Raw genomic sequence first — 25,458 nt, forward strand, 5'->3', positions numbered from 1 at the left:
CCCGCCGCCGCACCGGCCCCGCCGCCGCACCGGCCCCGCCGCCGCACCGGCCCCGGCCCTCCCGCACCGGCCCCGGCCCTCCCGCCCCGGCCCGGCCCTCCCGCGCACCGGGCCCGGTCCGACCGCGCGCCGGGCCCCGCCCGTTCGCGCACCGGGGGCGGCCCGGGCCAACCCGACCTCACGGTCGGGTGACATTCCGGGGTACCTTCTTCGGACAGCGTCCGAACAGCCGTCCCCGTACCTCCGCGAGGCGGCACCGAGAGAGATGGTGCGCCGGTGGCCATGCCCGTCACCCAGGAGCGGTCCGGGACCGCACCCGAGACACCCGACGAGGCGTCCTCGCCCGGGCGGCGGGCGCGGGTGCTCGCCAGGATCCGGGCCGGGCTGCCCCGCACCGGGCTGGCGGTGCTCGCGGGACTCCTGCTCGCCCTCGCCTTCCCGCCGTTCGACCTCTGGCCGCTCTCGCTGGTGGGCGTCGCCGCGTTCTCGCTGCTCACCCTGGGCCGCACCGCCCGGCAGGCCGCCTGGACGGGCTTCGCGTTCGGCCTGCCGTTCTTCCTGCTGCTGCTGAGCTGGCTGCGGGTGGTCGGCTGGGACGCCACGATCGGCCTCTCGGTCGTCGAGGCGCTCTTCCTGGCCCTCCTCGGGGTCGGCCTCGCGCTCACGTCCCGGCTGCCCGGCTGGCCGCTCTGGGCGGCCTGCCTCTGGGTCACCCAGGAGTGGGCCCGCGACCGGCTGCCGCTCGGCGGCTTCCCCTGGGGCCGGCTCGCCTTCGCCAACACCGCGACGCCGTTCACCCCGCTCGCCGCGCTCGGCGGCGCCCCGCTGGTGACCTTCGCCGTCGCCCTCTCCGGCGCCCTGCTCGGCTGGGCGGCGCTGCGGACGCGCGGCCCCCGCCGGGCGCCGAAGACCGCCGCGCTGGCGGCGCTCGGCGCCGTCGCCGCCCTGCTGGCCGGCTACCTGGTCCCGGTGCCCACCGCCGCAGCCGACACCGTCAAGGTCGCCCTGATCCAGGGCAACGTGCCCAACCCCGGCATGGACTTCCTCGGCCGTCCGATGATGGTCCTCAACAACCACGCCGCCGCCACCGAGAAGCTCGCCGCCGACATCAAGGCCGGAAAGGCCGAGAAGCCGGACATCGTGATCTGGCCGGAGAACTCCTCCGACCTCGACCCGTTCAGCGACCCGCTCGCCTACCAGCGCATCGACGAGGCCGTCCGCTCGGTCGGCGTGCCCACCCTGGTCGGCACCCTGGTCGACGGCCCGGACGAGCAGCACGTCCAGAACGAGGGCATCGTCTGGGACCCGAAGACCGGCCCGGGCGCCTCCTACACCAAGCAGCACCCGGTGCCGTTCGGCGAGTACGTGCCGTTCCGCGACCAGCTGATGAAGGTGATCACCCGGCTCCAGCGGGTGGCCCGCGACTTCTACCCCGGCGACCACAACGGCGTCATGCAGCTCGGCCCGGCCAGGATCGGCGACGTCATCTGCTTCGAGGTGGCGTACGACGAGATCGTCCGCGACACCGTGGACCAGGGCGCCCGGGTGCTGGTCGTCCAGACCAACAACGCCACCTACGCGAAGACCGGCCAGCCCGAGCAGCAGCTCGCGATGTCCCGGCTGCGCGCCGTGGAGCACGGCCGGGCCGTACTGATCGCCGCCACCAGCGGCATCAGCGCCGTCATCGCCCCCGACGGCACGGTGCAGCAGCAGACCGAGGAGCTGACCGCGGCCCAGCTGTCCGCCGTGGTCCCGCTGCGCGACGGCACCACGGTGGCCGACCGCGTGGGCGCCGTGCCCGAGTGGACGCTGGCCGTCGGCGGTCTGCTGGCCTGCGGCGCGGCGCTGCTGGCCGGCCGCCGTCGGCGGGTGGCACCTCCGACCGGCTCCGAGTCCGCCTGATCCCTCCGGCCCGGGCCAGCCCGCCCTGGCCCGACCCCTCCGGCCCGGGCCCTTCGCGCGGCCCGGGGCGGGCCGGCCGCCGGAACACGCGCAGCCGGCGGATCGTTGGACCAGGTGGTGCCGTAGCCGGCCCGGACCTCCCGTGCGGCGCGCAGAGCACCGCATGGAGTGGATTCGTACCGTGACCCAGCAAGACGCCCCCGCCCGTCCGGCCCCGCGCGGAAAGCTCCGGCGGGTCGTGCCGCTGCTGATCACCGCCTGGCTGGTGCTGGAGATCTGGCTGCTGGTCCAGGTGGGCTCGTGGCTGGGCGGCCTGACCGTGGTGCTGCTGCTCCTGGCCGGCGTGCTGATCGGCGGCTGGCTGATCAAGCGGGCCGGGCTGAAGGCGCTGTCGGCGGCGATCGACCAGAGCCGGGACCTCAAGCCGCAGCAGCCGCAGACCGGCACCAGCCTCACCGTGCTGGCCGGTCTGCTGCTGATCGTGCCGGGCTTCCTCTCGGACGCCCTGGCGCTCACCCTGCTCTTCCCGCCGACCCGGGCGCTCTGGCGGGCGGCCGGACGCCGCTTCGCCCGGAAGGCGCTGCGCAGCACCTCCGCCGTCGGTGCCGACCCGTTCGCGGACGCGATGCGGCTGCAGGAGCAGCTGCGGATCCACCGCCCGGACGGCAAGGTGATCCAGGGCGAGGTGGTCGAGCCCGGCGCCGGCCCGCAGGGGCCCGACACCACCTACCGTCCGCCGATCAACGGCTGACCGCGGGGCTCCGGGGCCGGGTCCGCACGCTTCGGACGCGCCCCCGGAGCCGGTGCAGTGACCGGGAGCGGTCGGTGGCCCGGGTCAGCCGGTCACCCGGACAGTCCGAGCAGACGGTCCGGGCAACGCGAAAGGGACCGGCGAACCGGTCCGGGCAACGCTGAAGGGACCGGCGAACCGGTCCGGGCAACGCGAAAGGGACCCTGGTGGCCAGGGTCCCTTTTCGCGTGCTCCCGCCGGGTGACGGGGGCCGGGTCAGGCGCTCTTGCGGGTGTCCCGCGGGTGTACCGCGAGGTTCATCCCTCCGGAGCGGAGCACGGCCAGCCGCTCGGCCAGCACCTCCTCCAGCTCCTCGCGCGTCCGGCGCTCCATCAGCATGTCCCAATGGGTGCGCGTGGGCTTGGTCTTCTTCTCCTCCGGCTCGTCACCGTCGAGAAGTACGGCTTCCTGGCCGCAGAAGCGGCATTCCCAGGCGGACGGGATCTCCGCCTCGACCGAGAAAGGAACCTCGAATCGGTGTCCGTTCTGACATGCGTACTCGACGGTCTGGCGGGGAGCCAGATCGATACCACGGTCGGTCTCGTAGCTAGTGGCCCCGAGTCGCGTGCCGCGGAGAGCTCGCTCGCTCATGAATCGTGCCTCCCGGGCTTATGGCCCACAGGACTAGTGGTCGCTGTTCTTCGTCGTTCGGTCAACGCTCGGCTTCCGACGAAGATTCCCGTCCCGGGACATGCGTCGTCTGTCGTGCCGCCCCTGTTTGTACCCATCGGCGCCCGATTTGTCACATCTGGCCGCTGATATCACCCCAGGTGTCACCTATTTCACATCTGGTGATCGGTCGGCCTTTCCAGGACGAGCGTACCGGGACGGCCTTCCGCGCGGGGCGCCGCCCCCGTGCCGGGCCGCCCGATCAGGCGAGCGGGCGGAAGCGGAGGGGGGCGTGCTCCTTGCCCAGGTCGACGGCCGTCAGGGCGCCGGGATCGGCCGGCAGCGCCGGGGGCGGGCCCTCCGGGCGGGGCGGCACGTCCACCGGTGCGGCCGCCTCCGTCCGGGTGTCCCGGTGCGGCAGCAGGGAGATCACCGCGTCCCGCAGCTGGGCGGGCGCCTCCTCGTCCAGCGGGTCGACGGTGGCCGGCACCTGGAGCCGGACGGGTGTGCCGTTGCCGATCCGGGCGTAGCCGCGTCCGGCGGGGGCGTGCGCGGCGGGCACGATGTCCAGCGGCGCGCCGAGGGCGGCGTGGCCCTCCTCGGGGCCGGCCGGGCCGAGCAGCACCCGGGCCCGGGTGGTCGCCCGGACGGTCGGGGTGATCCTGTCGCGGGCCTCCACGTCGTCGGCGATCACCACGGTGACCCTGGCGGCGCGGCCGTGCCGCAGCGGCAGCTCCAGCAGGTCCTGCGGGTCCGGGCGGCCCTCGGCGTGGGCCAGCTCGCTCAGCTCGGTCGGGTGGTCGAGCAGCAGCCAGAGCGGCCGGGTGACGTCCTCGGGCGGCGCCGATCCGGCGTGCCGGGCGGCGTTCAGCGCCGTGAGCCGGCGCTCGGTCTCCTGGGCGGCCCACTCCAGCGCGGCCAGCGCGCCGTGCAGGCTGGTCTCCACCGTGTGCACGCCGGGCCGGTTGACCAGGCAGGCGTGCTCGCCGGTGCCCGCGCCGTCGATCACCACCAGATCGCCGAAGGGGAGCGCCTGGAGCGCGATCGAGCGGATCAGGCTGGAGGTGCCGTAGCCGGTCACGCCGAGCGCCAGCAGGTGCGGCTCGGCGGAACGCGGGCCGGTGCGCCAGACCACCGGCGGCTGCTGGACGGTCGCCCCGCCCTGGCCGACCGGGATGGTGCGGGCGCTGCCGTCCTCGTCGGTGAAGCCGAGCACGATCTCGCCGGGGGCGGCGACGAAGCGCTGCGCCGCGATGTCCGTCGGCAGCGGGGCCAGCGTGGCGATCCGCAGCTTGTTGGACTCCTCGTCCCAGTCGAAGCGGTACTCCCGGGCCCGGCCCGCCTTGCCCTGGACGACCTGCTCGATCCGGGCCCGGGCGGCGGGCTCGGTGTCGGTGAAGTACGCCGGGTAGTCCAGCTCCAGCCGGGAGAGCCGGCCCTCGCCGTCGAACTCCCAGGCGCGGAAGGCGTCCTTGTAGCCGCGCTCGTGGTGGTAGAGCGGGTGGAGGTCGTCCGGTCCCGCCAGGTACGGGGTGAGTGCCGCGTAGAGGGCGGAGAGCTTGATGTCGGCGACGTCCGGCTCGGGCGGGGACGGCGGTGCCTTGGGGGCCCGGCCGACCCAGGCGGAGCTGGCCATGAGCGCCACCAGGGCGAAGAGCAGGCCGTGCGGCAGCAGGTAGATGCCGAGCAGCATCGCGGCGACCAGGAAGACCGTCGGCCCGCGCCGTTCCTTCGGGGTGGCCTGCCAGCGGCCCTTCGCCCAGCCGGCGTGGTGGCGCAGCCCGCGCCCGATGACGGTGAGCGGCGCGAACATGTCGGAGGCGTGGTCGCCGGCCGTGCGGGCCAGGTCGCGGCCCTTGCTGAGGTGGCGGTTGAGCGGCATTCCTTGACTCCCCGGGCGAGTGGGACGGTCGGGTTGCGGAGGGTTGGGGACCGGCGGGCGGTACGACGGGGCCCGGGGGCGGTGGGATCCGCGCCCGGGCCCGGGGCCTGCCGTCAGGGGGCGACGGCGGGCGCTAGAACTTGATGCCGCCGAGGAGGCTCGCCAGGCTCGCGCCGCCCGCGGTGATGCTGGGGGCGATCGAGGAGCCGGCGATGTAGAAGCCGAGGAGGGCGCAGACGATCGCGTGGGAGACCTTTAGTCCGTCCCGGCGGAAGAAGAGAAAGGCGATGGTGCCGAACAGGACGATGCCGGAAATCGAGAGGATCACGTTCTGCTCCTCGGGGAGGGGGACAGGGACGGTGTCACGGAAAGTGCCCCAATCGTGACAAAAAGTAATAGATGATGGAACGGTGCAAATGGGTGGTCTTCCCGGGCATTACCGCCCGGGATGCCTGGTGGAGGTATGCGAACCGCCCCGGGCGGGCCGGTCCGCCGTCTCCTCCCGGCGCGGCGAGGCATTCCCGGTGCGGGGGCGGGAGACTTCCGGGGGCACCGGGAAGTTCGCCCGAACGGATGCGCAACCTTCCCGCGTCCGTCCCGTGCGGCGGAATCCCGGCCCACGGCCCGCGTGAAACGGGCCCGCCGGACGCGCGAAACGAGTCCGGTGCCCGCGCGAAACGGGCCCGCCGCCCGGGCGCAACGGTCCCGGCGCCCGCGCGAAACCGGCCCGCCGGTCATCCGGAATCCGGACACCGGCTGGATCACGCCCGTTCCGGCCGTTACGGTGCGACGGGCGCGACCACCCCCGCGGGTCACCCGACCGCGGGGCCCCGACCGCCGGGCGCCCCCGGAGGGCACCCGGAAACAGCCAGAGAGGCCCGCCATGACCGACGCCGCCAGCCAGCAGAACGCCGACGCCCCCGACGCCGAGGTGATCGCACTCGCCGCGAAGCTCTTCGACGCCGCCCGCGCCGGGGACTCCGACACCCTCGCCGCCTACGTCGACGCCGGCGCGCCCGCCGACCTCACCAACGACCGCGGCGACACCCTGCTGATGCTCGCCGCCTACCACGGGCACGCCGCCACCGTCACCGTCCTGCTGGAGCGCGGCGCCGACCCGGACCGGGCCAACGACCGGGGCCAGACCCCGCTGGCCGGCGCCGTCTTCAAGGGCGCCGAGGACGTGCTCACCGTGCTGCTGGACGGCGGCGCCGACCCCGGGGCCGGGACCCCGTCCGCCGTCGACACCGCCCGGATGTTCGGCAAGGACGAGCTGGTCGCCCGGTTCGAGGCCCGCTGACCGCAGGCCGTAGGCTCTTCCACCATGGAGAGCAGCACCGCGACGGCCGTCCAGCAGGACGGCAAGGGCGACACCATAGAGATCCGCGTCACCGGCTACGCCCACCCGGACGCGCAACGCCTGTCCGCCGAGGTGCAGGAGGAGTACGTCCGCCGCTACGGCGACGGCGACCTCACCGTGCTGCACCCGGACGACTTCGAGCCGCCGGCCGGCCTCTTCCTGATCGCCTACCTCGCCGACGAGCCGGTCGCCTGCGGCGGCTGGCGGGCCAAGCAGGCCGGCCCGGACGACGTGCGGGACGGCGACGCCGAACTGAAGCGGATGTTCGTCGTCCCGGCCGCCCGCGGCCGGGGCCTCGCCCGCGCGGTGCTGCGCCGGCTGGAGCAGACCGCCGCCGAGGCCGGGCGGACCAGGTTCATCCTGGAGACCGGCACCGAGCAGCCCGAGGCGGTCGCCCTCTACGGCTCCGAGGGGTACCAGCCGATCCGGAAGTTCGGCATCTACCGCGACCACCCGCAGAGCATCTGCCTCGGCAAGGACTTCGGCGGCGCGCCCGCCGTCTGACCGGGCGCCCGCTGGGTAGGCTCCCCGCGGACCGGCCGAGGGGCGGCCGCGGGGGCGGGAGCAGGCCATGGACGAGACGGCACCGGCGACCACGCCACCGCACCCCCTCCCGACGCCCGCCCCGCTCCCCATGCTGGCCTCCGCGGGCGGGGAGTTGGAGCGGCTGGTCGCGGACGGACTGCGCGCGGTCGGCTCCGGCGCGGTCTGGTCGGTCGGCGACGCCGGCGGCCGGATCGGCGGCGGCGCCACCGGAGTTCTGGGCCAAGGCCCGTACGCGCGGTCGGAGATGGGCACCGGCACCGTCTTCGACCTGGCCAGCATCACCAAGATCGTCGCGCTCTGGCCCTGCGCCGGCGCGCTCTGGCAGGCCGGCCGCCTCCCGCTCGACCGGCCCCTCGGCGACTACTGGCCGGCCGCCGCCGGACACCCGGCCGGTCTGGTGACGGCACGTCAACTACTCACCCATAAAGCGGGGATGCCGCTGCGCACCCGGTTCGCCGAACTCTACGGGAGCGACCGCGCGGCGATCCTGGCCGGCGTGCTCGCCGCCCCGCTGTACCGGCCGCCCGGCACCGCCGTCGAGTACACCGACCGGGCCGCCGTGCTCCTCGGCCACCTGGTCGAGTCGCTGGCCGGCGCCCCGCTCGACGTCCTCGCCGAGCGGCAGGTCTGGCGGCCGCTCGGCATGACCGACACCCGGTACGGCCCGCTCGGCCCCGCCGCGACGGCCCGCACCGCGCCCACCGAGTACGAGGAGACGGCCGGCGCCGCGCTGCGGGGTGTCGTCCACGACCCCTCGGCCCGGCTCCTCGGCGGCGTCTCCGGCAACGCCGGCGCCTTCTCCACCGCCCGCGACCTCGAACGGTTCCTCGCCGCGCTGCTCGATCCGCCGGCCGAACTGCCCTGGGGCGGCGGCTGGATCGCCGAATCACTGCGCGAACAGACCGGCGGGCTGGTGCCCGCCCGCGGCCTCTCCTGGCTGTGCGCCGCCGGCACCGACCCGGCCGAGGGCACCTTCGTCCACTACGGCTTCACCGGAACCGGCATCTGGGTCTCCCGCCGGCTCGGCCGCTGGGCGCTGCTGCTGACCAACAAGGTCCACTACGACCGCGACTTCCAGCCGCTCACCGACCTGCGCAACGCCTTCCGCCGGGCCGTCTTCGGCTGAGCCCCGCCCCGGCGGTGGTGGGCACCGTCCCCGTCCCCGGGCGGCGGCCCGCGCGGGGTGGCGGTGGGCATCGACGGGAAGAACCTCTGCGTCACCGACTTCTTGGCGACCTCCGTGTCGGTGATCGTGCTCCAGGACTCCTGCGATGACTCCGTGCCGGGCACGGCGGCGCCCGGCACGGGAAGTGGCGACCGGTCAGAGCAGGGTGGACCAGTAGTACCAGAACCGGTTGAGGACCAGCAGCGCGATCACCGCCGTCCACAGCACGGGCAGCGCCCAGTGGTAGCGGGCGGCCTCACGCACGACCACCTGCAACCGCGGCCCGGCCGGGATCACGCCGGTCCGCAGGTTGTGCAGCGTCGTGTACCAGCACAGCAGCACCACCGTCGCCCAGACCACGATGCAGTACGGGCAGAGCGCGCCGATCTCGTACAGCGCCTGGTCGATCAGCCAGTGCACGAAGACGACCCCGACCACGGTCCCCGCCTGAATGCCCAGCCAGAACCAGCGCCGGTACGCGGCGCCGGCCAGCAGCCCGGCGCCGATCGCGGCCAGCGCGCCGAACGCGGCCAGCCCGAGCAGCGGGTTCGGGAAGCCGAGGACCTCCGCCTGCTCGGTGCGCATCACCGAACCGCAGCTGATCACCGGATTGAGGTTGCAACTGGGGATGTACGACGGGTCTTCCAGGATGCGGAGCTTGTCGAAGGTCAGGACAGCCGAGGCGGCCAGCCCGATCAGCGCGGCGAGGAGGACGAACAGGGAGAACACCCGGCCCGCGCCGACGGGGGCACCGCCCGGCGGGGCGGCGTCGGGGGCGGCGGGACGGGAGGGGTTCACGGGGTTCACGGCGGTCGGGGCGGTCACGGCAGAGCACTCCGGTGGGTGGGAAGGGCCGGCCCGGCCGGGACTTCGGCCGGGCCGGTGGTGCTCACTGCAAGCCCGCGGCCTGCTTCACCTGGGCGGTGAACTGCTCCGGCGTCACCGCGCGGTTCCCGCTGAACAGGGTGATCGGCTTGCCGTCCATCTTCACCGTCGGCGTGCCCGTCACCCCGCTGTCGTTGAACGCGTCCGCGACCTTCGCCGCCCACGGCGCGTAGGTGCGCTCGTTGACCGCCTTGACGAAGGCGTCCGTCTTCAGGCCCGGGACCTTGTCGGCCAGGTCCAGCAGGTGGTTGACGTTGCCGAAGCCGTCCTCGCGCTCGTCCGGCTGGTTGGCGTACAGCACGTCGTGGTACTGCTTGAACTTGTCCACGCCCTCGTTGAGCGCGGCCCCGACGGCGGCGAGCGCGGTGCGCGAGCCCCGGCCGCCGAGGTTCTTGTCCAGGAACGCGGCCAGGTGGTACTCCACCTTGACCGTGCCGTCGTCCGCCAGCTTCTTGACGGCGTCGCCGTTGGCCGCCTCGAAGTTCTTGCAGACCGGGCAGCGGAAGTCCTCGAAGACCTGGAGGGTGTGCGCGGCGTCCGCCTTGCCGTAGGTGATCACCGTGCCGTTCGGGCCGCCGGCGTTGGCCGGCACGACCAGCGCGGTCGGCTCGGCCGCCTCGGAGGACGCGGAGGACGACTTGTCGTCGTCCGCCGCGGTGATCGCCAGCGTCGTCCCGCCCGCCAGGGCGAGCACGGCGACGACCGAGACGGCGATCACGATCCGCTGTCGGCGCTTGGCGGCCAGCTGCTCCAGGCGCTGTGCCTCCTGGATCCGTTCGCGGGCGCTGATCCGCTCGGCCTGCTTACGGGTGGGCTTGGTGTTGTGGGACTGGGCCACGGTGGGTCAACTCCTGTACGCGGCGCGCAGCTGCGCGCGGGGGTGCCCGTCTCGGCGCGGCGGCGGCGCGGGGCGCCGGCGCGTGCGCGGGTACGAGGGGGCTCTGTCGGTGAACGCGGGAGTTGTGCGCACTGCCTGCGGGGGCGGGCCGTCGGACGCCGTCGGTCGGCGGGGGGACGGAAGCCGGTCGTCAGCAGGCAGGCGCGGGAACCGGCGGACCGCGCCGGGGCGCCGGGCTGAGCACCACGTCCTCGCGGCGCGGCCGCGGACGGTCCGAGGCCGGCAGCGGTACCCGCAGCACCGGGCGGACCGGCGCCGGGGCCAGCAGCAGGACCAGCGCCCGCAGCGGGGCCGCCACCGACTGGCGCAGCGCCCGCAGCGCCCGGGCCAGACCCGACAGGGCGGCGTCGCCCAACCGCAGCCAGGCGGCAGCGGCCAGGGCCATCAGCAGGTGGACCAGCAGCACCAGCAGCTGGGTCGCCGCCGGCGCGACCGGCCCGGCGTGCCCCAACGGCCCGGAGAACAGCGACCCGTCCACCGAGCCGCCACCGCACACCAGCAGGTTCATGCCGCGGGTGGGACTGTGGCCCGCACCGAGCACCGGACCACAGCCGGCCTGGCCCAGGTTGAAGGTCGTGTTGAGCAGCAGCTCGACCGGGACCATCACGGCCGAGATGTGCAGCAGCCGCCGCTCCCCGCCGGCCACCGCGGACGCCACCAGGAAGACGACGACGGTCGCGGCGGCCACCAGGTTCAGCGGCAGCGGGCGACCGGTGATGACGACCTGGCCCAGCGCGGACAACGGCACGGCGAGCGCGGTGAACACCGCGGCCCGCAGGGCCCTCGTCGCTGGGGTGGAAGTCGTCACGTCCCGGAGTATGTCACGGCGTTTACATCCGGCACGAGGGCGCGTCCGGGACCGGTCCGGCTCCGGGGGAACAGATGGCCCGGCGGCGGCCGTTCGTTCGTGGCGGAGCGGTGCGGAGTTCACCGGCGGGATGGGTTTGCGGCGGCGCGGGGGCCCGACGGGCCGTCAGGGGCTGCCGTCGGCGGCGGGAGCGGTCCGACAATCGGGCGATGGACCATGCCACGGCCACGGCCACCGTGCTTGCCACGGGCCTGGCGACACCGATTCCGACTCCGCCGCTGATCCCGATTCCGACTCTGGCTCCGACTCTGCTGCTGCCGGCGGTACCGGCTCCGCCGACCGTCCGGCCGCCCGCGCCGCCCGTGCCGCCGACGCTGCACCCGCCGCCGGTGCTGCCGGACTTACCGGACTTGCCGGAGCCTCCGCACCTTCCGCACGTGCCGCACCTTCCGCACGTTCCGCATGCGCCGCACGTTCCGCACGTTCCGCACGTGCCGCACGTGCCGCACTGTCCGACGGCCGCGCCGTCGGCTCCGGCCACGCCCTCGGCACCGGCCTCGGCTCCGGTGCCGCCGGCGACCACGGCCCCGCCCTCGCCGGCGGCCGTACCCCGGACGGTCGACGCACCGCCGGTGACCGGCCCGTCGCCGGCCCGGCCGGTGCCGCCGCGGACCACGGCCGCACCCACACCCGCACCGCCGGTGCCCCGGACGGCGAAGCCCGCCGAAGCACCCGGAGGCCCGTCCGAGGCGCGGTCCGAACCCCCGGCCGTGCCGTGGGCGGCCCCGCCCCCCGGCCCGTCACCCACCGTGGCCGTCACCGTCGTCGCCGCGCCGCCGCCACCCGCAGCCGGTCCGTCCGCGCCCGCCCTCGACCCGGCCGCCTGGACGGCCGTCCTGCTCCTCACCGCCCTCGTCCCGGCCGCGCTCACCGCGGCACTCGGCCACCCCACCCACCGGAGCCGCCGATGAACCCCGTTCCCCTGCTCAGCGCCGTCGGAGCGATCGCGGTCGCCGTCACCGGCCTCGCCGTCGCCCACCGTCTGCGCCCCGCAGTACCCGAGGGCGAGATCCCGCCCGAACCGCACGCCACCCTCTCCAGCATCGGCTCCGGCCTGCTCTCCGGCTTCATCCTGCTCACCAGCTTCCTGATCGCCACCGGCTGGGCCTCCCACACCACCGGCCTGGTCCCGCCCCGGGCCCTCTACGCCGCCGACCTCGCCGCCGGCCTGGCCGTCCTGCTGTACCCCGCCCTGGCGGGCCTGCCCTTCACCCCGCGCTACGTGACGGCGGTCTGCTTCTTCGCCGCGCTGGTCGGTTACACGATGTCCCTGGCGGTCCAGCTGCGGCCGTAGCGCGGGCGTGCCCGGCTCAGCGGCGGAGGAGGACCTTAGGGAAGCGGGCCGACGGGCCGTCGAAGAGGGCGGTCGGGCGGTGGCGGGCGCCGGAGGTCGAAGAAGGCGGTCAGGTACGCCCGCTGCGCGGCCACGGCACGGCCGTCGTCGTCGGCGCCGGTGCCGGTGCCGGTGCCGGTGCCGAGGAAGCGTTCCAGGCGGTCGGCGGGCCGGGCCGCCACGGGCTGGGCCTGCGGCAGCGGGAAAGCAGTCGCTGACGGCGAGATCGCCGGAGCGGGCGAGCGCAACCTGTCGGCGCCACGAGCCGAGCCGGGGCCAGAGGGCGTCCCACATGGCGTCGCGCTCCGGGTGCACGTCGTCGGCGCCCATGAACAGCAGGGGGCGGTCGACGCCGTCGGTCGCGGTGCCGAAGACCGGGCCGTCCAGGGGCCCCAGCGTGGACGCGCGGGGCGTCGGGGAGGGGCCGGACGGTGGTGGCGTCGCCCATGGAGTGGCCGAACAAGCCGACGGAGGTGAGGTCCAGGGCCGCGCCGCGGCCGCCCGGCAGCGGGCACCCGTCGGCGTGGTCGAGCAGTTCGCGGTCGTCGTCGGCCACGAGGTCGGTGCGGCGGTCGAGGACGAGGCGGGTGTCGGCCATGGCGTGGCGGCGGGGGTGTTGCGGACGTCGAGCCGCTCGTCCGGGAACGCGACCTCGCCGGCGTCGAGGGTGTGGTCGGTCGCGGCGACGACGTGGCCGCGCGAGGCGAGCTCCCCGGCCAGGACGGTGCCGAAGCTCCGGTCCCCCGGGAGCCGGGTGAGTAGAGGACGACCGGGTGGCAGGCGGTGTTGTTCGGCGGGGACGTCCCGGCGGGCGTGGGCGAGCGGCCTGCCCGGCCGGCCCGGGGTGACGCCGAGGAAGTCGGTCTCCGGACGGATCTGCTCGGCGGTCCCGGTCCACGGTCCCGGTCCATGGCTCCCGAGGGCGTCCGCAGGCGCAGGCGGCCGGGGACCGGAGCTGGACCGTCAGCTCGCGGGGGCGGGCGGTGGGCGCCCAGCCGTCGGGGCGCCGGGGGTCGGTGAGGTGCAGCGCGGTTGTGCTTGCCGACGGGTGCGGGCCGGTGGGCGCGGGCAGGGTCAGCCGGCGCGGTGCTTACGCGGTGGTGACGGATCGTCATGAAACGATCCCGTCTTGACGATTGAGCGGCCGGTCCACCTTGTCCGCCGTCGCCGTCCGCCACGATGCGCGTCCGGCCATGGGCCGAGGCCCGGCCGGCGGGTCGGACCGGGGCCGTACGCCTGTGGTTGTACGCAGGTGTTTCCGATGTCGTGCTTACCGACGACGAGGGGTTTGGCCCGCCGAACGCCCGGTGCTCAGGGCTCGGGACGGCGAGGCGGGCTAGCCTGGAAGGCGTTCCCCGGGCGGGCCCGGACGCGCCGCCCGGACGGCGGGACGCCGATGGCACGACCCTCGGACCCCGAAGAGGGGGTGTGCGCGGATGGGTGCAGGTGAGAGCACGGTCGGCGCTGTGGTGCTGGACCGGATCGGTGCGCAGGCCGCCGTCCTGGCCGGGCTGGACGACGCGGTGCGGGCGGACGAACCCGACGCCGTGCACCGGATGCGGGTGGCCTGCCGACGGCTGCGGAGTGCGCTGCGCACCTACCGGAGGCTGTTCGAGGTCGGGGCCACCGAGGAACTGGTGGCCGAACTGCGCTGGCTGGCGGCCGCACTCGGGCGGGCGCGGGACCGGGAGGTGCTCGGCGAGCGGCTGGTGGGGCGGGCGCGGGAGCTGCCGGCGGCCTGCGGCCCGGAGCGGGTGGCGGGGGCGCTGGAGCTCTGGGCGCGGGCGGAGTACCAGCGGGTCTGGCCGGAGATCGTGGCCGCGCTCGACAGCCCGCGGCGGCGCGCCCTGGCGGACGGGCTGGCCGTGCTGCTCGCCGACCCGCCCCTGCGCGGACGGGCGGCACGGCGGGCCGGGCCGGAGCTGGCCCGGATCGCGGCACGGGAGCAGCGGCGGACGGCGAAGCGGGTGCGGCGCGCGCTGGCCCCCGAGCGGGACGGCGGCGGGCGGGACAGCGGCAGGCGGGACGGCGCCGCGAGTGACGGCGCCGCGCGGGACGAGGCACTCCACGAGGCGCGGAAGGCGGCCAAGCGGGCCCGGTACGCCGGGGAGACGGCGGTGCCGGTGGCGGGGGAGGCGGCGGAACGGTACGTCGAGCGGATGAAGGCCGTGCAGGACGTCCTCGGCGAGCACCAGGACGCGGTCGTCGCGGCGGCCGCGCTGCGGGAGAACGCGGACGGGTCCGGCGAGCCGTTCGGGTACGGCGTGCTGTACGAGCGCGAGCTGGCGGCGGGCGCGGCGGCGCGGCGGGAGCTTCGACCGACCTGGGAGCGCGCGGCGGGGCGGAAGCTGGCGCGTTTCGGCTGAGGAGCGTCCGGCCGCCGGGGCGGGCTACTCCTGCCCGGTCGGTTCCCCGCCCGATTCGCCGCCTGTTTCGTCGCCTGTTTCACCGCCGGTTTCCCCGCTCGGTGCGAGACCCGCCGACCGGGCGGCGGTGCGGAGCAGGTCGCGCAGCATCGGGGTGGTGAGCCGGCCGGTGTTCGTGTTGCGCGGGCTCACGTGGTAGCACCCGTACAGCTCCAGCGGCGGGCCGCCGTCGCGGGCCGGCAGGGTGACGTGGGCGCCGTGGCCGAAGGCGGGCCGGGGCCGTGGGAGCAGCCAGCCGGCGGCCTCGACCGCGGGCAGCAGCGCCTGCCAGGCGAAGCCGCCGAGCGCGACCACGGTCCGGACGGTGGGCCGCATCAGCTCCAGCTCGCGGACGATCCACGGGCGGCAGGTGTCGCGTTCGGCGGTGGTGGGCTTGTTGTCGGGCGGTGCGCAGCGGACGGGGTCGGTGATCCGGACGCCGTCCAGGACCAGCCCGTCGCCGTACCGGACGGACTCCGGGCGGTTGGCCAGCCCGAGCCGGTACAGCGCGGCGTAGAGCAGGTCGCCGGAGGGGTCGCCGGTGAAGATCCGGCCGGTGCGGTTGGCGCCGTGGGCGGCGGGGGCGAGGCCGACCAGGACGAGCGGGGCGTCGGGCGGGCCGAAGCCGGGGATCGGGCGCGCCCAGTAGTCCCAGCCGAGGTAGGCGCGGCGCTTCGTGCGGGCGGTCTCCTCACGCCACTCGACCAGCCGGGGGCAGGCCCGGCAGCCGGTGACCACCCGGTCGAGGGCGGCGAGCCCGTCGGCCCGGGCGGCGGCCGCGGCGGGGTGGCGCGGGTCGTCGGGGTCCCTGGCGGGGTGGCGCGGGTCGTCGGGGTCCGTGGCGGGGCCGTGGGCTGCGGCGGGCTGCGGCATGGGTCGATCCTAGGACCGCTCCGGGGCCCGCTGCGGGCATCGGCGGCCGCGGTTGCGGAGTCCGCGCGTTCCGGCGGCGCCCGCGCAGGCGTAGCGTGGAATCAGCTGCTCCGGCGGCCCCCGGCCCGGCCGGGACGGCGACGGCCGGAACTCGCTGGTGCGCGCGAGGAGGCCGTGATGGTCGTCGATCTGGTTGTGGGGATCATTGTCGGGGTCATGGTGCTGGCGGCCGTCGTGGCCGGGCTGAGCCTGCGGGTCGTGCAGCAGTTCCAACGCGGGGTGGTGTTCCGCTTCGGCCGGGTGCGCGAGGAGGTGCGGGACCCGGGGCTGGTGATGCTCATGCCGGTGGCCGACCGGCTGCGCAAGGTGAACGTGCAGATCGTGACCATGCCGATCCCCGCGCAGGAGGGCATCACCCGTGACAACGTGACCGTGCGGGTGGACGCGGTGGTGTACTTCCGGGTCGAGGACCCGGTGAAGGCCACCGTCAACGTGCAGGACTACAACTTCGCGATCTCGCAGGTCGCGCAGACCTCCCTGCGGTCGATCATCGGCAAGAGCGAGCTGGACGACCTGCTGGCCAACCGCGAACCGATCAACCAGGGCCTGGAATTGATGATCGACAGCCCGGCGCTCGGCTGGGGCATCGAGATCGACCGGGTGGAGATCAAGGACGTCGCCCTGCCGGAGTCGATGAAGCGGTCGATGTCCCGGCAGGCGGAGGCCGAGCGGGAGCGCCGGGCGCGGATCATCACGGCGGACGGCGAGTTCCAGGCGTCGGCCCGGCTCTCGGAGGCGGCGGCGGTGATGAGCTCGACCCCGGCGGCGCTCCAACTTCGGTTGCTGCAGACCGTGGTGGAGGTGGCGGCGGAGAAGAACTCGACGCTGGTGCTGCCCTTCCCGGTCGAGCTGTTGCGGTTCCTGGACAGCGCGGGCGAGGTGCACCGGCAGTCGGTGCGGAAGGGGGAGGGCGACGACGCCGGAGCGGTCGGCCCGGCGGCGGAGGAGCTGCGGCTGCCGGCCGTCGAGCAGCTCGAACTGCCGCCGCTGGAGGAGCTGCTGGAGCACTCGCCGCTGGACCCGCCGCCGGACCCGCCGCCGAACGGGGGCCGTCCGGAGCCGTCGTAGGAGGACCGGCCCCGAGGACCGGCCCCGAGGACTGCCCCCGAGGCCCTGGCCCCGCCACCGGCCCCGAGCCCGGTGGCGGGGCCAGTGGGGGCGGACCAGGATGGAGTAAGCGGGATCCGGCAAGCGGCGGCCGAAGCCGGCAGGAGTGGCAGGGGCAGGCACATCAGGAGGCCGATCATGACCAGAGCCAGCGACATCATGCACCCGGGCGCGGAGTGCATCCGCGAGCACGAGACGCTCGCCACGGCAGCCCGGATCATGAAGGAACGAGGCGTCGGGGCGCTGCCCATCTGCGGTGAGCGGCAGAAGCTGCTGGGCATCGTCACCGACCGGGACATCGTGCTGAAGTGCGTCGCCGAGGGCCGCGACCCGGCGGCGGTCACCGCCGGCGAACTGGCCGAGGGGCGGCCGATGACCGTGGAGGCGGACGAGGACGCCGAGCAGGTGCTGCGGGTGATGGAGCAGTACCGGGTGCGCCGGCTGCCGGTGATCAACCACCCGGAGCACGAGCTCGTCGGGATGATCAGCGAGGCCGACATCGCCCGCGGGCTTCCGCAGGCCCGGCTGGCGGAGTTCGTCTCGGCGGTCTGCGCGGAGGAGGAGCCGAGGTCGACGGAGGTGCAGCAGCCGCAGGGCGTCTGACCGGCACCGCGGCTCGGCCGGCGTCGGGGTCAGAGCGGCGCCGGCACCGGGTTCAACCGGCGTTGGCACCGAGCCTCAACCGGCACGGCACCGGACCGGCGTCCCGGCTCAATCGGCACGGCACCGGACCGGCGTCCCGGCTCAATCGGCACGGCACCGGACCGGCGTCCCGGCTCAACCGGCACGGCACGGCACCGGACCGGCGTCGCGGCTCAACCGGCACGGCACCGGACCGGCGTCGCGGCTCAACCGGCCAGCGCGTACACGGTGGTGGCATGGGCGGCGGGCTCGTCCTCGCCCTCGGCGGTCAGGGTGATGTCGAGGAAGGCGATCCGCCGCCCCAGCTTGGTGACCCGGGCGTGCACCAGGACATCCCGGCCGGTGACGGCACGCTGGAAGCTGGTCGACTGCTGGACGGTGGTCATCGGCCCGAAGCCGCCCAGCGCCGCCGACACCGCCACGACACTCGCGGTGTCGGCGGCGGCCATCATCGCCTGGCCGGACAACCCCCCTCCTTCGCGGGCGAGTTCCCCGGACCACGGAAGCCGCAGCACGGCGTGCCGCGGGCCGGTCTCGGTCACCGAGAGGCCGAGCGACCGGACCCAGGGGGCGAAGTTGTCGGCGAGGATCTTGTCCGCCTCGGCGGTGGTCAGCGTCATGCCGTCATTCTGGCGGTCGGGGGAGCCCGGTGTCAGTGGTTCGTGCGGCGCGCGTGTCGGCGTCGGCCGACCGCGCGGCGATTCCCTCAACGCGGGAACTGGCAAGCCCTGTTCAGTAGTCACCGTTACCATGCGCACGACGACGCACCAGGCCTGCCACCGGGGCGGCCGGCGCCGGCGCGACGGGCGACCTGGGAGGGGCGACGCATGCCGAACATGGGTTGGGTGTCACGGAACACGCGGGAGGAACGCTGGCCCACGGTGGATCTGCGGATGGACGTGCCGCACTCGGCCAGGGTCTACGACTACCTCATCGGCGGCAAGACCAACTTCCAGCCGGACCGGACGGCGGCCCACGCCTCCGTGCAGGCGTGGCCGGCACTGCCGGTCTCGATGCGCACCACCCGGACCTTCATGCAGCGGGTGGTCCGCAACCTGGTGGAGGAGCACGGGGTGCGCCAGTTCCTGGACATCGGCACCGGCATCCCGACCTCACCCAACGTGCACGAGATCGCGCAGGGCATCGCCCCCGAGGCGAGAGTCGCCTACGTCGACAACGACCCGATCGTGCTGACCCATGCGCGGGCCCTGATGTCGAGCACGGAGGAGGGCCGGACCTGCTACGTCGACGCCGACCTGCGCGACCCCGACGCCATCCTCGGCGCACCGGAGCTGCGCGAGGTGCTGGACCTCTCGCAGCCGGTGGCGCTCTCGCTGATCGCGATCGTCCACTTCGTCCTCGACGAGGACGACCCGCAGGGCATCGTGCGCCGCTTCATGGACGAGCTGGCCCCGGGCAGCTTCCTGGCCCTGACCGTCTTCACCGGTGACACCGACCCGGTGGGCGTCGGCGGTGTCGGCCGCGAGTACAACGCGCGGGGCATCCCGCTGCAGATCCGCGACCGGCAGGAGACGCTCGCCTTCTTCGACGGCTACGAGCTCCTCGACCCGGGGGTCACACTGGTCCACCGCTGGCGGCCCGACGCGGACGCCGCCCCGGTCCGCGACCAGGACATCGCGATGTACGGGGGCGTGGCGGTCAAGCGCTGAGGCGTGCCGACCGCCGAGGCATGCCGACCGCCGAGGCATGCCGAGCGCTGCGCCGGCCCCGCCCTCAGATCGGCTGGGTCTCCAGTACACGGTCGAGGGGCCGCAGTGCACGGGCCGCGAGAGTTTCCGGGTGGTCCTCGCCGAGGCGGCGCGCGAGGTCCGCGGCGGCCTGCCGTTGCAGCTCGGCGGCGGCCGGGTCGTCGGCGCTCTTGAGAAGGACGAGCGCCAGGTCGGCCGCGCAGGCGAGGGCGTCGGGGTGGTCCGGCCCGAGGCGGCGGGCCAGCCCGTCGAGCGCTTGGCGGTGGAGCCGCCCGGCCTCGCCGTAACGGCCCTCGTCGGCCAGGGCGTTGGCGAGGTTCACCGTCGCGCGCAAGGTCAACGGGTGGTCCGGCCCGACCGTCCGGGTCAGGGCGTCCGCCGTGGCACGCCCCACCCGGGCGGCCGCGCCGCCGTCCCCGGCACGGCGCAGGTAGACGGCGAGGTTGTTGGCGCAGGCCAGGGTGAACGGGTGCTCGTCGCCGAACATCCGCCGGTAGGCGGCGTGGACGCGCGCGGTCAGGTCGTGGGCGGCCGTGTGGTCGCCGGCGGCGCTGTGGTCGGCGGCCCGGCCCAGCGAGCAGGCCAGCGCGTCGGGGGCGTCGGCGCCGTACCGCTCCTGGTAGCGGTCGAAGGCCGCGTCGGTGATCCGGCGGGCCTCCGCCAGCCGCCCCGTCCGGCGGAGTACGGCGCCCAGCAGGGTGGCGTTGCGCAGGTGCTCCGGGAGGTCGGGCTCCAGGACGCCTTCGAGGTCGGCCATGACCTCCCGCAGGAGTGCGACCGCGGCTTCGAAGTCGCCGAGCTCGTACAGGTCGCGGGCGAGGCAGGTCTTGGTGGACAGGGTGTACGGGTGGCGCGGGCCGAGGACGGCGGTGCGCCGGTCGAGGGTCTCCTGGTCGAGTTCGCGGGCGGCCTCGCTGTCGCCGACCAGCCGGTGGTCGATCGCCAGGTTGTTGGCCATGGAGAGCGTGCGCGGGTTGTCGTCGCCGAACAACTCGCGGAACCGGTCGAGGATTTCGCGGTCGAGGTCGAGTGCGGCCTGGAACCGGCCGAGGGCCCGCCGGTCGGCGCCGAGCGAGCCGGCCGTCATCAGGGTGTACGGGTGGTGCTCGCCGAGCAGGGCCCGCTGGCGCTCCAGGGTGGCCTCGTCGAGCGCCAGCGCCTCGGCGTACCTGCCTTGCGCCCGCAGCACGTTGGCGAGCTGGAAGCGCAGCAGCAGGGTCTGCCGGTCGTCCTCGCCGAGCTTCTCGACCCAGAGCTCCTCCAGTGACCGCCCGAGGTCCAGGGCCTGCGCCAGCTCGCCGCGCTTCCACAGGTAGCGGACGCGGTCGATCAGCAGGGTGCGGGTCTCCCACTCGTCGCAGACGTGGGCCTGGGACGGGTAGAGGTGCGGCCAGATCTCCTCGAAGGCGGGCCAGTTGGCGGGGTCGTCGGTGTCGCCGACGAGGGGCCGGGCGCCGGTGAGGACGCGGTGCACCCGGTGCTTGGTCTCGAGCTGCGCGTCGATCCCGGTCACCGAGTCCCGCACCACGGCCTGGACCAGCCGGTGCAGTTGGAGTCCGCCCGCCTCGGGGTCCACCCGCGCGAGCGAGTAGCGGCCGAGGGCGCGGACGGCGGCGGCGACCGCGAAGGCGTCCTCCACCGCGGGGTCGGACTCGGCGAGGGCCTCGACCATCCGGTCGCTGTAGAGCAGCCGGGTCGAGATCGGCTCGGGTGCGAAGTAGGCGCAGAGTTGCAGGAGCCGGGCGGCGGCCGGCGACTGCACGCGCAGCCGGCCGATCGAGACGCCCCAGGCGGCGGCCACCGAGCGCGGGTAGTCGAAGGCCCCCTCGGCGGACAGCGCGTGCCGGAGTCGGGCGAGGTAGGTGGTGACGGGCATGGCGGTGGCGTCCAGCCAGGCCGCGGCGACCTCGACGGCCAGCGGCAGGTCGCCGAGGGCCTCGGCCACCGCGTCGGCGTCGTCGGCCGGGAGCGCGCGGACCCGGCGGCGCAGGTGTTCGGTGCTCTCCCGGCGGGTGAAGACGTCGACCTCCAGCGCGCTGGCGGCCCTGGTCCAGCCGAGGTTGCGGGAGGTGACCAGGATCCGGCCCGGCCCGTCGGGGAAGTACGGCCGCAGGTCGGCCGGTTCGTCGGCGTTGTCGAAGACCAGCAGCCAGCGCGTGGACGGGATGCCGCGGCCCAGCGCCTCCCGGGCGGCCTCGGCGCCCTCGGCGACCGAGTCGCCGACGGGCAGACCGAGCCGCCGGGCGAGTCCGGCCAGGGCGAGGGCCACCGACTCGGTCTGCTCGGCGTCGATCCACCAGACCAGGTCGTACTCCGCCCGGTAGCGGTGGGCGTACTCCAGGGCGAGCTGGGTCTTGCCGATCCCGCCGAGTCCGTAGAGGGTCTGCGAGGTGGGCAGGACGGCTGCCACCCCGGCGCCGAGCTGCCGGTGCAGGTGCTCCAGCACCGCCTGGCGGCCGGTGAAGGACGGATGGCGGGGCGGCACCTTGAAGTGGGCGGGGACGGAGCCAGGGTGACGCAGGCCCGTCAGGTCGGGTGCCCGGTCGGCGATGCCCAGCGCGGCGAGCAGCGCCGTCGCGGCCTGCTCGGGGCCGAGTCCGACGAGGTCGGTCACCGGGCCGTCGACGGGCACCGGCTCGATCCGGACGGCAACGGCCCGGCCGGGGTCCGCGACGGGTCCGCCGTCGGGCGGCACGAGGACGTCGGGCGGCACGAGGACGCCGGGCGGCCCGAGGACGTCGGGTGAGCCCGGAGACCGGCCGCCCGGCGTCGGGCGCTCGCGCAGGAACGCGGGGGAGAGCAGGGTGAGCGTCTGTTCGGCCGCCGCCGGGACGACGTGCAGGCCGGCCCGGCGCAGGACGGCCTCGGCCCAGTGCGCCCAGAGGGAGTCCTCGGGGGCGTGGAGGAGGGCGATGGTGGCGTTCTCGGGCGGGAGCCGACACAGGTCGCAGTCGCCGGGCCGGCCGGAGCCGACGGTTCCCCGGCGCGGGTGGAGCCCGGCCCGGGCACCGGGGCCGGCGACGATCCGGGCGGCGGTCCGTGCCAGGTCGGCGGGGAGGCTGCCGGATCCGGCCGTGAGTGCGGCCAACTCCCCTTCGGGCAGGGCCAGGTCGTGTACGGCCAGCAGGTCCGCCAGGTGGCCGGCGGCCTCCTCGGGAGTGAAGGACCCGACCCGGACCAGCCGGCGCCGGCTGGTGCGCAGCTCCTGGTCCGTCCGGCGGGTGGTGACGACGACCCGGCCGGTGGCGCTCGGGGAGGGCCAGAGGCCTGGCAGGTCGGCGGGGTCGGCCAGGCCGTCGAGCACGATCAGCCAGCGGCGGCCGGTGGTGTTCAGCCAGGACAACAGGTGCTCCGCCGTCGCCGGCCCGCCCCCGAGGCCCAGCCGGTCGGCGGCCGTCGCGTAGGCGTGCCGGATCGACGCGGCGCTGTCCGCGGCTGCCCATACCACGAGGTCCACCGCGCCCGTTCGGAGGGCGAGTTGGGCGTGGTGGGCGGCGGCTTGGGTCTTCCCGGTGCCGGCCGGGCCGCTGAGCACCACCGACCGGAGCGTGCCGGGTGCGCCGTGACGGTCGGCCGTGCCGGGTGCGCCGTGCGTGCCGGGTACGCCGGTTGCACCGTGCACACCGGCCGTGCCGTTCGGGGCCGTGCCGCTCGGGGCCGTACCGTTCGGGGCGGGCCCGCCGGGGAGGGCGAGTGCGCCGTCGACGGCAGGCCGGTGGCGGAAGCAGTCGGCGAGCGCCGGGAGGGCGCCGACCTGGACCGGCCAGGCGACGGCGGTGGGGGCGGGGGCGGTGGCGGTCCGGTGGTCGTGGAGGTGGACGTCGCGGACGGACTCCGCCACCACACCGCCCGAGTTGAGGAGGTCGCGCTGGCTGTACACGCCGCCGTGCGGGGCGGCGGGGCCGGGACGAGCCCCGGGAGCGGTCAGCGCGGGGCCGCTCCCGGCGGGGTAGGGCGGTCGGGCGTGCCGATGGTGACCGGGCCGGCGAAGTCGCGGCCGATGGCGCCGCCGTGGTTGCCGATGTCCCGGCCGGCGGTCACACCGCTGTTCTCGGCCCGGACGGAGGCCGCCGCCTCGGGGGCGGCCGCCTCGTCGAGCAGAGCGCGGAGCTCTCCGGCGGCCTGCGCCTGTTCCTCCGGGGCGAGTTCGTCCAGGAAGTCCTCCAGCCGGGTCTGCCAGGAGGCTGCCTGCCGGCCGGACACCTGGTCCAGCTCGCCGGGCGCGGCGGCCGCCAGGGCCTCCTGCGTCCGGTCGAGGCGTTCCAGGACGGCCCGTTCGCCCTCCGGGCGGGCGCGGCCCAGCAGCCGGGCCACGCGTTCCCGCAGGGCGGTCCAGACGTCCGTCCCCGCCGCCTGGACGATCCCCGCGCCTCCGGCCGCCGCCAGCGCCGTCATTCCCTCCACCAACATCCCCCGCAACCCCCTCATCGCCGTTCGGCCTCGCGTTCCGGAACAGGTGACGGTTATTCAACTCCACTGGTTCCCCGGGGGAAAGGGTGTCGGGGCAACGCATCCGTTCCGTCAGTGACTCCGGTGCAGTGCCTGTTGCATCAGCTCCGCCAGGTGCAGGGACTGCCGGCCCCCGGCGAGTTGGGAGATCTGGGTGCGGCAGCTGAAGCCGTCGGCCAGGATCACCGTGGACGGGTCGGCGGACCGGACCTCCGGGAGCAGGACGCGTTCGGCGATCGACTCCGAGACCTCGAAGTGGCCCTGCTCGAAGCCGAAGTTGCCGGCCAGGCCGCAGCAGCCGGAGTCCAGTACCCGGTTGCGCAGGCCCATCCGGGCCTCGACCCGGCGGTCGGCGGCGGTGCCGAGCACGGCGTGCTGGTGGCAGTGGGTCTGGGTGATCGCGTCGACCGGAGCCCGGGGGAGTTCGGCGTCCGGCGCGTACTCGTCGACGAACTCGGCGAAGGTGCGGGTCCGTTCGGCGAGCGGGCGGCCGTCGGACCCGAGCAGGCGGGGCAGGTCCTCGCGCAGGGTGGCGGTGCAGCTCGGGTCCATGCCGACCACCGGCGTGTCCGCGGGCAGGCCGGTGGCGGCCAGCGTGCGCAGGCTGCGGCGCATCACCCGCCGGGCGGTGCCGAGCTGGCCGGTCGAGTACCAGGTGAGGCCGCAGCAGACCGGGCCGGACGGCAGCCGGACGTCGAAGCCCAGGTGTTCCAGCACCTCGACGGCGGCGCGCAGCACGTTGGGCTGGAGGTGGTCGGAGAAGGTGTCCGGCCAGAGCAGGACGGGTCGCGCGCCCGCCGGGGCCGGGTGGGCGGCGCGGTGGCGGCGGTACCAGCGGGTGAAGGTCTCGGGAGGGAACACCGGGATCACCCGGCGCGGGTCCACCCCGCCGAGCCGCTTCAGCAGGCCGGCCGCGGGGGAGCGGGCGACCAGGTTGGCCGCGCCGGGGGCGAGGGCGACGGCCCGCAGCCAGAGCGGCAGCCAGCCCATCGAGTAGTGGGGGACGGGCCGGGGCCGGTGCCGGTAGTGCTGGTACAGGAACTCGGCCCGGTAGGTGGCCATGTCGACGTGGACCGGGCAGTCGCTCGCGCAGCCCTTGCAGCCGAGGCACAGGTCCAGTGCCTCCCGGACCTCCGGCGAGCGCCAGCCGTCCGGGATCGCCCCGCCGCGCAGCATCTCGGCGAGCAGCCGGGCACGGCCGCGGGTGGAGTGCCGCTCCTCTCCGGTGGCCATGTAACTCGGGCACATCACCCCGGTGTTCGGGTCCACGCACTTGGCCACGCCGACGCAGCGGCGCACGGCCTTGGCGAGGCTGCCGTCGTCCTGCTCGTAGGGGAGGGCGAGCGGCAGCTCGCGTACCGGTCCGGCGTGGCGCAGGTCGGAGTCGATCGGACGGGGGTCGACGAGGCCGCCCGGGTTGAGCAGGTTCTCCGGATCCCAGATCTGCTTGAACCCGCGGAACAGGTCGATGATCTCCGGCCGGTACATACGCGGCAGGAGTTCGGACCGGGCCTGTCCGTCCCCGTGCTCGCCGGAGAGCGAACCCCCGTACGAGACCGCGAGATCGGCCGCCTGCTCCATGAACTCCCGGAAGACCAGAACCCCTTGGGGCTCGGTGAGCGGGAAGTCGATCCGCAGGTGGACGCAGCCCTCGCCGAAGTGCCCGTACGGGACGCCGTGCAGGCTGTGCCGGCGCAGCAGGGCCCGCAGGTCGCGCAGGTAGTCGCCGAGGCGTTCCGGGGGGACGGCCGAGTCCTCCCAGCCGGGCCAGGCCTCGCCGCCGCCGGGCAGCCGGGTGACGATCCCGGCGCCGGCCTCGCGCACCCCCCAGAGCTGGCGCTGCTCGTCCGCGTCGGTGACCAGGGAGACGGCGGCCGAGGGGTCGCGGCGCACCGCGTCCGCGAGCCCCCGGGGGGCCAGGGGGGCCTCCACCGCGGGGGGGCCACCGACCAACAGGAAGATCCCGCAGGCGCCC

The 25,458-nt window shown here is 75.2% G+C and carries 23 protein-coding genes; 11 read left to right on the top strand and 12 right to left on the bottom strand.

Annotated elements, in window-relative coordinates; translation table 11 throughout:
* The first annotated feature begins 282 nt into the window (after positions 1 to 282).
* Together lnt and fxsA are read left to right on the top strand one after the other, a co-directional pair.
* Positions 283 to 1,902: an apolipoprotein N-acyltransferase gene (gene lnt / locus ACFC1F_RS33830; RefSeq protein WP_209410501.1), complete on the top strand. Its 1,620-nt coding sequence runs from the start codon at positions 283 to 285 to the stop codon at positions 1,900 to 1,902.
* 181 nt (positions 1,903 to 2,083) lie between these two features.
* Positions 2,084 to 2,653, top strand: coding sequence for an FxsA family membrane protein (fxsA, locus tag ACFC1F_RS33835; protein ID WP_376164140.1), 570 nt, complete (start codon positions 2,084 to 2,086; stop codon positions 2,651 to 2,653).
* Positions 2,654 to 2,908: 255 nt separating this feature from the next.
* Here fxsA and ACFC1F_RS33840 read toward each other — a convergent pair whose 3' ends face one another.
* The 3 genes from ACFC1F_RS33840 to ACFC1F_RS33850 all read right to left on the bottom strand — a co-directional run bounded on the left by ACFC1F_RS33840 (position 2,909) and on the right by ACFC1F_RS33850 (position 5,511).
* Complete coding sequence (locus ACFC1F_RS33840) at positions 2,909 to 3,283, bottom strand: RNA polymerase-binding protein RbpA (RefSeq protein ID WP_030396357.1); 375 nt, start codon at positions 3,281 to 3,283, stop codon at positions 2,909 to 2,911.
* Between the two features lie 280 nt (positions 3,284 to 3,563).
* Positions 3,564 to 5,183, bottom strand: coding sequence for a hypothetical protein (locus ACFC1F_RS33845; RefSeq protein ID WP_376164142.1), 1,620 nt, complete (start codon positions 5,181 to 5,183; stop codon positions 3,564 to 3,566).
* A 133-nt stretch (positions 5,184 to 5,316) separates the two neighbouring features.
* Positions 5,317 to 5,511: a hypothetical protein gene (locus tag ACFC1F_RS33850; RefSeq protein ID WP_148646425.1), complete on the bottom strand. Its 195-nt coding sequence runs from the start codon at positions 5,509 to 5,511 to the stop codon at positions 5,317 to 5,319.
* A 555-nt stretch (positions 5,512 to 6,066) separates the two neighbouring features.
* Here ACFC1F_RS33850 and ACFC1F_RS33855 point away from each other — a divergent pair.
* The 3 genes from ACFC1F_RS33855 to ACFC1F_RS33865 all read left to right on the top strand — a co-directional run bounded on the left by ACFC1F_RS33855 (position 6,067) and on the right by ACFC1F_RS33865 (position 8,215).
* Positions 6,067 to 6,483 (top strand): ankyrin repeat domain-containing protein, encoded by a 417-nt coding sequence (locus ACFC1F_RS33855; RefSeq protein WP_376164144.1) that lies wholly within the window; start codon positions 6,067 to 6,069, stop codon positions 6,481 to 6,483.
* 24 nt (positions 6,484 to 6,507) lie between these two features.
* On the top strand, positions 6,508 to 7,047 hold the full coding sequence (locus tag ACFC1F_RS33860) for a GNAT family N-acetyltransferase (protein WP_209410505.1): 540 nt from the start codon (positions 6,508 to 6,510) through the stop codon (positions 7,045 to 7,047).
* A gap of 67 nt (positions 7,048 to 7,114) precedes the next feature.
* Positions 7,115 to 8,215, top strand: coding sequence for a serine hydrolase domain-containing protein (locus tag ACFC1F_RS33865; protein ID WP_376164146.1), 1,101 nt, complete (start codon positions 7,115 to 7,117; stop codon positions 8,213 to 8,215).
* 195 nt (positions 8,216 to 8,410) lie between these two features.
* On the opposite strand, the gene ACFC1F_RS33870 is transcribed toward ACFC1F_RS33865, so the two are convergent.
* The 3 genes from ACFC1F_RS33870 to ACFC1F_RS33880 all read right to left on the bottom strand — a co-directional run bounded on the left by ACFC1F_RS33870 (position 8,411) and on the right by ACFC1F_RS33880 (position 10,845).
* Positions 8,411 to 9,079, bottom strand: coding sequence for a vitamin K epoxide reductase family protein (locus tag ACFC1F_RS33870; protein WP_376164148.1), 669 nt, complete (start codon positions 9,077 to 9,079; stop codon positions 8,411 to 8,413).
* A 64-nt stretch (positions 9,080 to 9,143) separates the two neighbouring features.
* Positions 9,144 to 9,977: a DsbA family protein gene (locus ACFC1F_RS33875; RefSeq protein ID WP_376164150.1), complete on the bottom strand. Its 834-nt coding sequence runs from the start codon at positions 9,975 to 9,977 to the stop codon at positions 9,144 to 9,146.
* A 190-nt stretch (positions 9,978 to 10,167) separates the two neighbouring features.
* Entirely contained in the window at positions 10,168 to 10,845 is a 678-nt protein-coding gene (locus ACFC1F_RS33880) for a hypothetical protein (protein ID WP_376164151.1), read from the bottom strand.
* Between the two features lie 809 nt (positions 10,846 to 11,654).
* Here ACFC1F_RS33880 and ACFC1F_RS33885 point away from each other — a divergent pair.
* Both ACFC1F_RS33885 and ACFC1F_RS33890 read left to right on the top strand, forming a co-directional pair.
* Entirely contained in the window at positions 11,655 to 11,816 is a 162-nt protein-coding gene (locus tag ACFC1F_RS33885) for a hypothetical protein (RefSeq protein ID WP_376164153.1), read from the top strand.
* Positions 11,813 to 12,199, top strand: a complete 387-nt coding sequence (locus ACFC1F_RS33890; protein ID WP_209410510.1) for a hypothetical protein — start codon at positions 11,813 to 11,815, stop codon at positions 12,197 to 12,199. The genes ACFC1F_RS33885 and ACFC1F_RS33890 overlap by 4 nt, the downstream gene beginning before the upstream one ends.
* 35 nt (positions 12,200 to 12,234) lie before the next feature.
* Here the strand turns inward: ACFC1F_RS33890 and ACFC1F_RS33895 are convergent, their stop codons facing one another.
* Entirely contained in the window at positions 12,235 to 12,420 is a 186-nt protein-coding gene (locus ACFC1F_RS33895; protein ID WP_376164155.1) for a hypothetical protein, read from the bottom strand.
* A 1,254-nt stretch (positions 12,421 to 13,674) separates the two neighbouring features.
* Here ACFC1F_RS33895 and ACFC1F_RS33900 point away from each other — a divergent pair.
* On the top strand, positions 13,675 to 14,604 hold the full coding sequence (locus tag ACFC1F_RS33900; protein ID WP_376164157.1) for a CHAD domain-containing protein: 930 nt from the start codon (positions 13,675 to 13,677) through the stop codon (positions 14,602 to 14,604).
* A gap of 24 nt (positions 14,605 to 14,628) precedes the next feature.
* Here ACFC1F_RS33900 and ACFC1F_RS33905 read toward each other — a convergent pair whose 3' ends face one another.
* Entirely contained in the window at positions 14,629 to 15,516 is an 888-nt protein-coding gene (locus ACFC1F_RS33905) for a uracil-DNA glycosylase (RefSeq protein ID WP_376164159.1), read from the bottom strand.
* 177 nt (positions 15,517 to 15,693) lie between these two features.
* Here ACFC1F_RS33905 and ACFC1F_RS33910 point away from each other — a divergent pair, with 177 nt between their 5' ends.
* Entirely contained in the window at positions 15,694 to 16,644 is a 951-nt protein-coding gene (locus ACFC1F_RS33910; RefSeq protein ID WP_376164161.1) for a slipin family protein, read from the top strand.
* A gap of 177 nt (positions 16,645 to 16,821) precedes the next feature.
* The gene (locus ACFC1F_RS33915) at positions 16,822 to 17,286 is read left to right on the top strand and encodes a CBS domain-containing protein (protein ID WP_148646413.1); all 465 of its coding nucleotides are present in this window, start codon (positions 16,822 to 16,824) and stop codon (positions 17,284 to 17,286) included.
* Between the two features lie 245 nt (positions 17,287 to 17,531).
* Here ACFC1F_RS33915 and ACFC1F_RS33920 read toward each other — a convergent pair whose 3' ends face one another.
* Positions 17,532 to 17,945 carry a PaaI family thioesterase gene (locus ACFC1F_RS33920; protein WP_376164163.1) on the bottom strand — a complete coding sequence of 138 codons (414 nt, stop codon included), beginning with the start codon at positions 17,943 to 17,945 and terminating at the stop codon, positions 17,532 to 17,534.
* Between the two features lie 216 nt (positions 17,946 to 18,161).
* Between ACFC1F_RS33920 and ACFC1F_RS33925 the strand changes: the two genes are divergently transcribed.
* Complete coding sequence (locus ACFC1F_RS33925; protein ID WP_209410632.1) at positions 18,162 to 18,995, top strand: SAM-dependent methyltransferase; 834 nt, start codon at positions 18,162 to 18,164, stop codon at positions 18,993 to 18,995.
* A 64-nt stretch (positions 18,996 to 19,059) separates the two neighbouring features.
* Here ACFC1F_RS33925 and fxsT read toward each other — a convergent pair whose 3' ends face one another.
* The 3 genes from fxsT to ACFC1F_RS33940 form a co-directional block, all read right to left on the bottom strand.
* On the bottom strand, positions 19,060 to 22,914 hold the full coding sequence (fxsT, locus tag ACFC1F_RS33930; RefSeq protein WP_376164165.1) for an FxSxx-COOH system tetratricopeptide repeat protein: 3,855 nt from the start codon (positions 22,912 to 22,914) through the stop codon (positions 19,060 to 19,062).
* A 44-nt stretch (positions 22,915 to 22,958) separates the two neighbouring features.
* Positions 22,959 to 23,444 (bottom strand): hypothetical protein, encoded by a 486-nt coding sequence (locus tag ACFC1F_RS33935; RefSeq protein ID WP_376164167.1) that lies wholly within the window; start codon positions 23,442 to 23,444, stop codon positions 22,959 to 22,961.
* A 111-nt stretch (positions 23,445 to 23,555) separates the two neighbouring features.
* Positions 23,556 to 25,458 (bottom strand): FAD-binding and (Fe-S)-binding domain-containing protein (locus tag ACFC1F_RS33940; protein WP_376164169.1); only part of this gene is annotated, 1,903 nt, incomplete at its 5' end.

The sequence above is a fragment of the Kitasatospora sp. NPDC056181 genome, assembly GCF_042266225.1.
Taxonomy (GTDB): Bacteria; Actinomycetota; Actinomycetes; order Streptomycetales; family Streptomycetaceae; genus Kitasatospora.

What these genes read in the sequence shown, in the direction of transcription:
- lnt (WP_209410501.1), top strand. Translation starts at nt 283, where the DNA reads ATGCCCGTCACCCAGGAGCGGTCCGGGACCGCACCCGAGACACCCGAC.
- ACFC1F_RS33840 (WP_030396357.1), bottom strand. Translation starts at nt 3,283, where the DNA reads ATGAGCGAGCGAGCTCTCCGCGGCACGCGACTCGGGGCCACTAGCTAC.
- ACFC1F_RS33845 (WP_376164142.1), bottom strand. Translation starts at nt 5,183, where the DNA reads ATGCCGCTCAACCGCCACCTCAGCAAGGGCCGCGACCTGGCCCGCACG.
- ACFC1F_RS33855 (WP_376164144.1), top strand. Translation starts at nt 6,067, where the DNA reads ATGACCGACGCCGCCAGCCAGCAGAACGCCGACGCCCCCGACGCCGAG.
- ACFC1F_RS33860 (WP_209410505.1), top strand. Translation starts at nt 6,508, where the DNA reads ATGGAGAGCAGCACCGCGACGGCCGTCCAGCAGGACGGCAAGGGCGAC.
- ACFC1F_RS33865 (WP_376164146.1), top strand. Translation starts at nt 7,115, where the DNA reads ATGGACGAGACGGCACCGGCGACCACGCCACCGCACCCCCTCCCGACG.
- ACFC1F_RS33890 (WP_209410510.1), top strand. Translation starts at nt 11,813, where the DNA reads ATGAACCCCGTTCCCCTGCTCAGCGCCGTCGGAGCGATCGCGGTCGCC.
- ACFC1F_RS33900 (WP_376164157.1), top strand. Translation starts at nt 13,675, where the DNA reads ATGGGTGCAGGTGAGAGCACGGTCGGCGCTGTGGTGCTGGACCGGATC.
- ACFC1F_RS33905 (WP_376164159.1), bottom strand. Translation starts at nt 15,516, where the DNA reads ATGCCGCAGCCCGCCGCAGCCCACGGCCCCGCCACGGACCCCGACGAC.
- ACFC1F_RS33910 (WP_376164161.1), top strand. Translation starts at nt 15,694, where the DNA reads ATGGTCGTCGATCTGGTTGTGGGGATCATTGTCGGGGTCATGGTGCTG.
- ACFC1F_RS33915 (WP_148646413.1), top strand. Translation starts at nt 16,822, where the DNA reads ATGACCAGAGCCAGCGACATCATGCACCCGGGCGCGGAGTGCATCCGC.
- ACFC1F_RS33920 (WP_376164163.1), bottom strand. Translation starts at nt 17,945, where the DNA reads ATGACGCTGACCACCGCCGAGGCGGACAAGATCCTCGCCGACAACTTC.
- ACFC1F_RS33925 (WP_209410632.1), top strand. Translation starts at nt 18,162, where the DNA reads ATGGGTTGGGTGTCACGGAACACGCGGGAGGAACGCTGGCCCACGGTG.
- ACFC1F_RS33935 (WP_376164167.1), bottom strand. Translation starts at nt 23,444, where the DNA reads ATGTTGGTGGAGGGAATGACGGCGCTGGCGGCGGCCGGAGGCGCGGGG.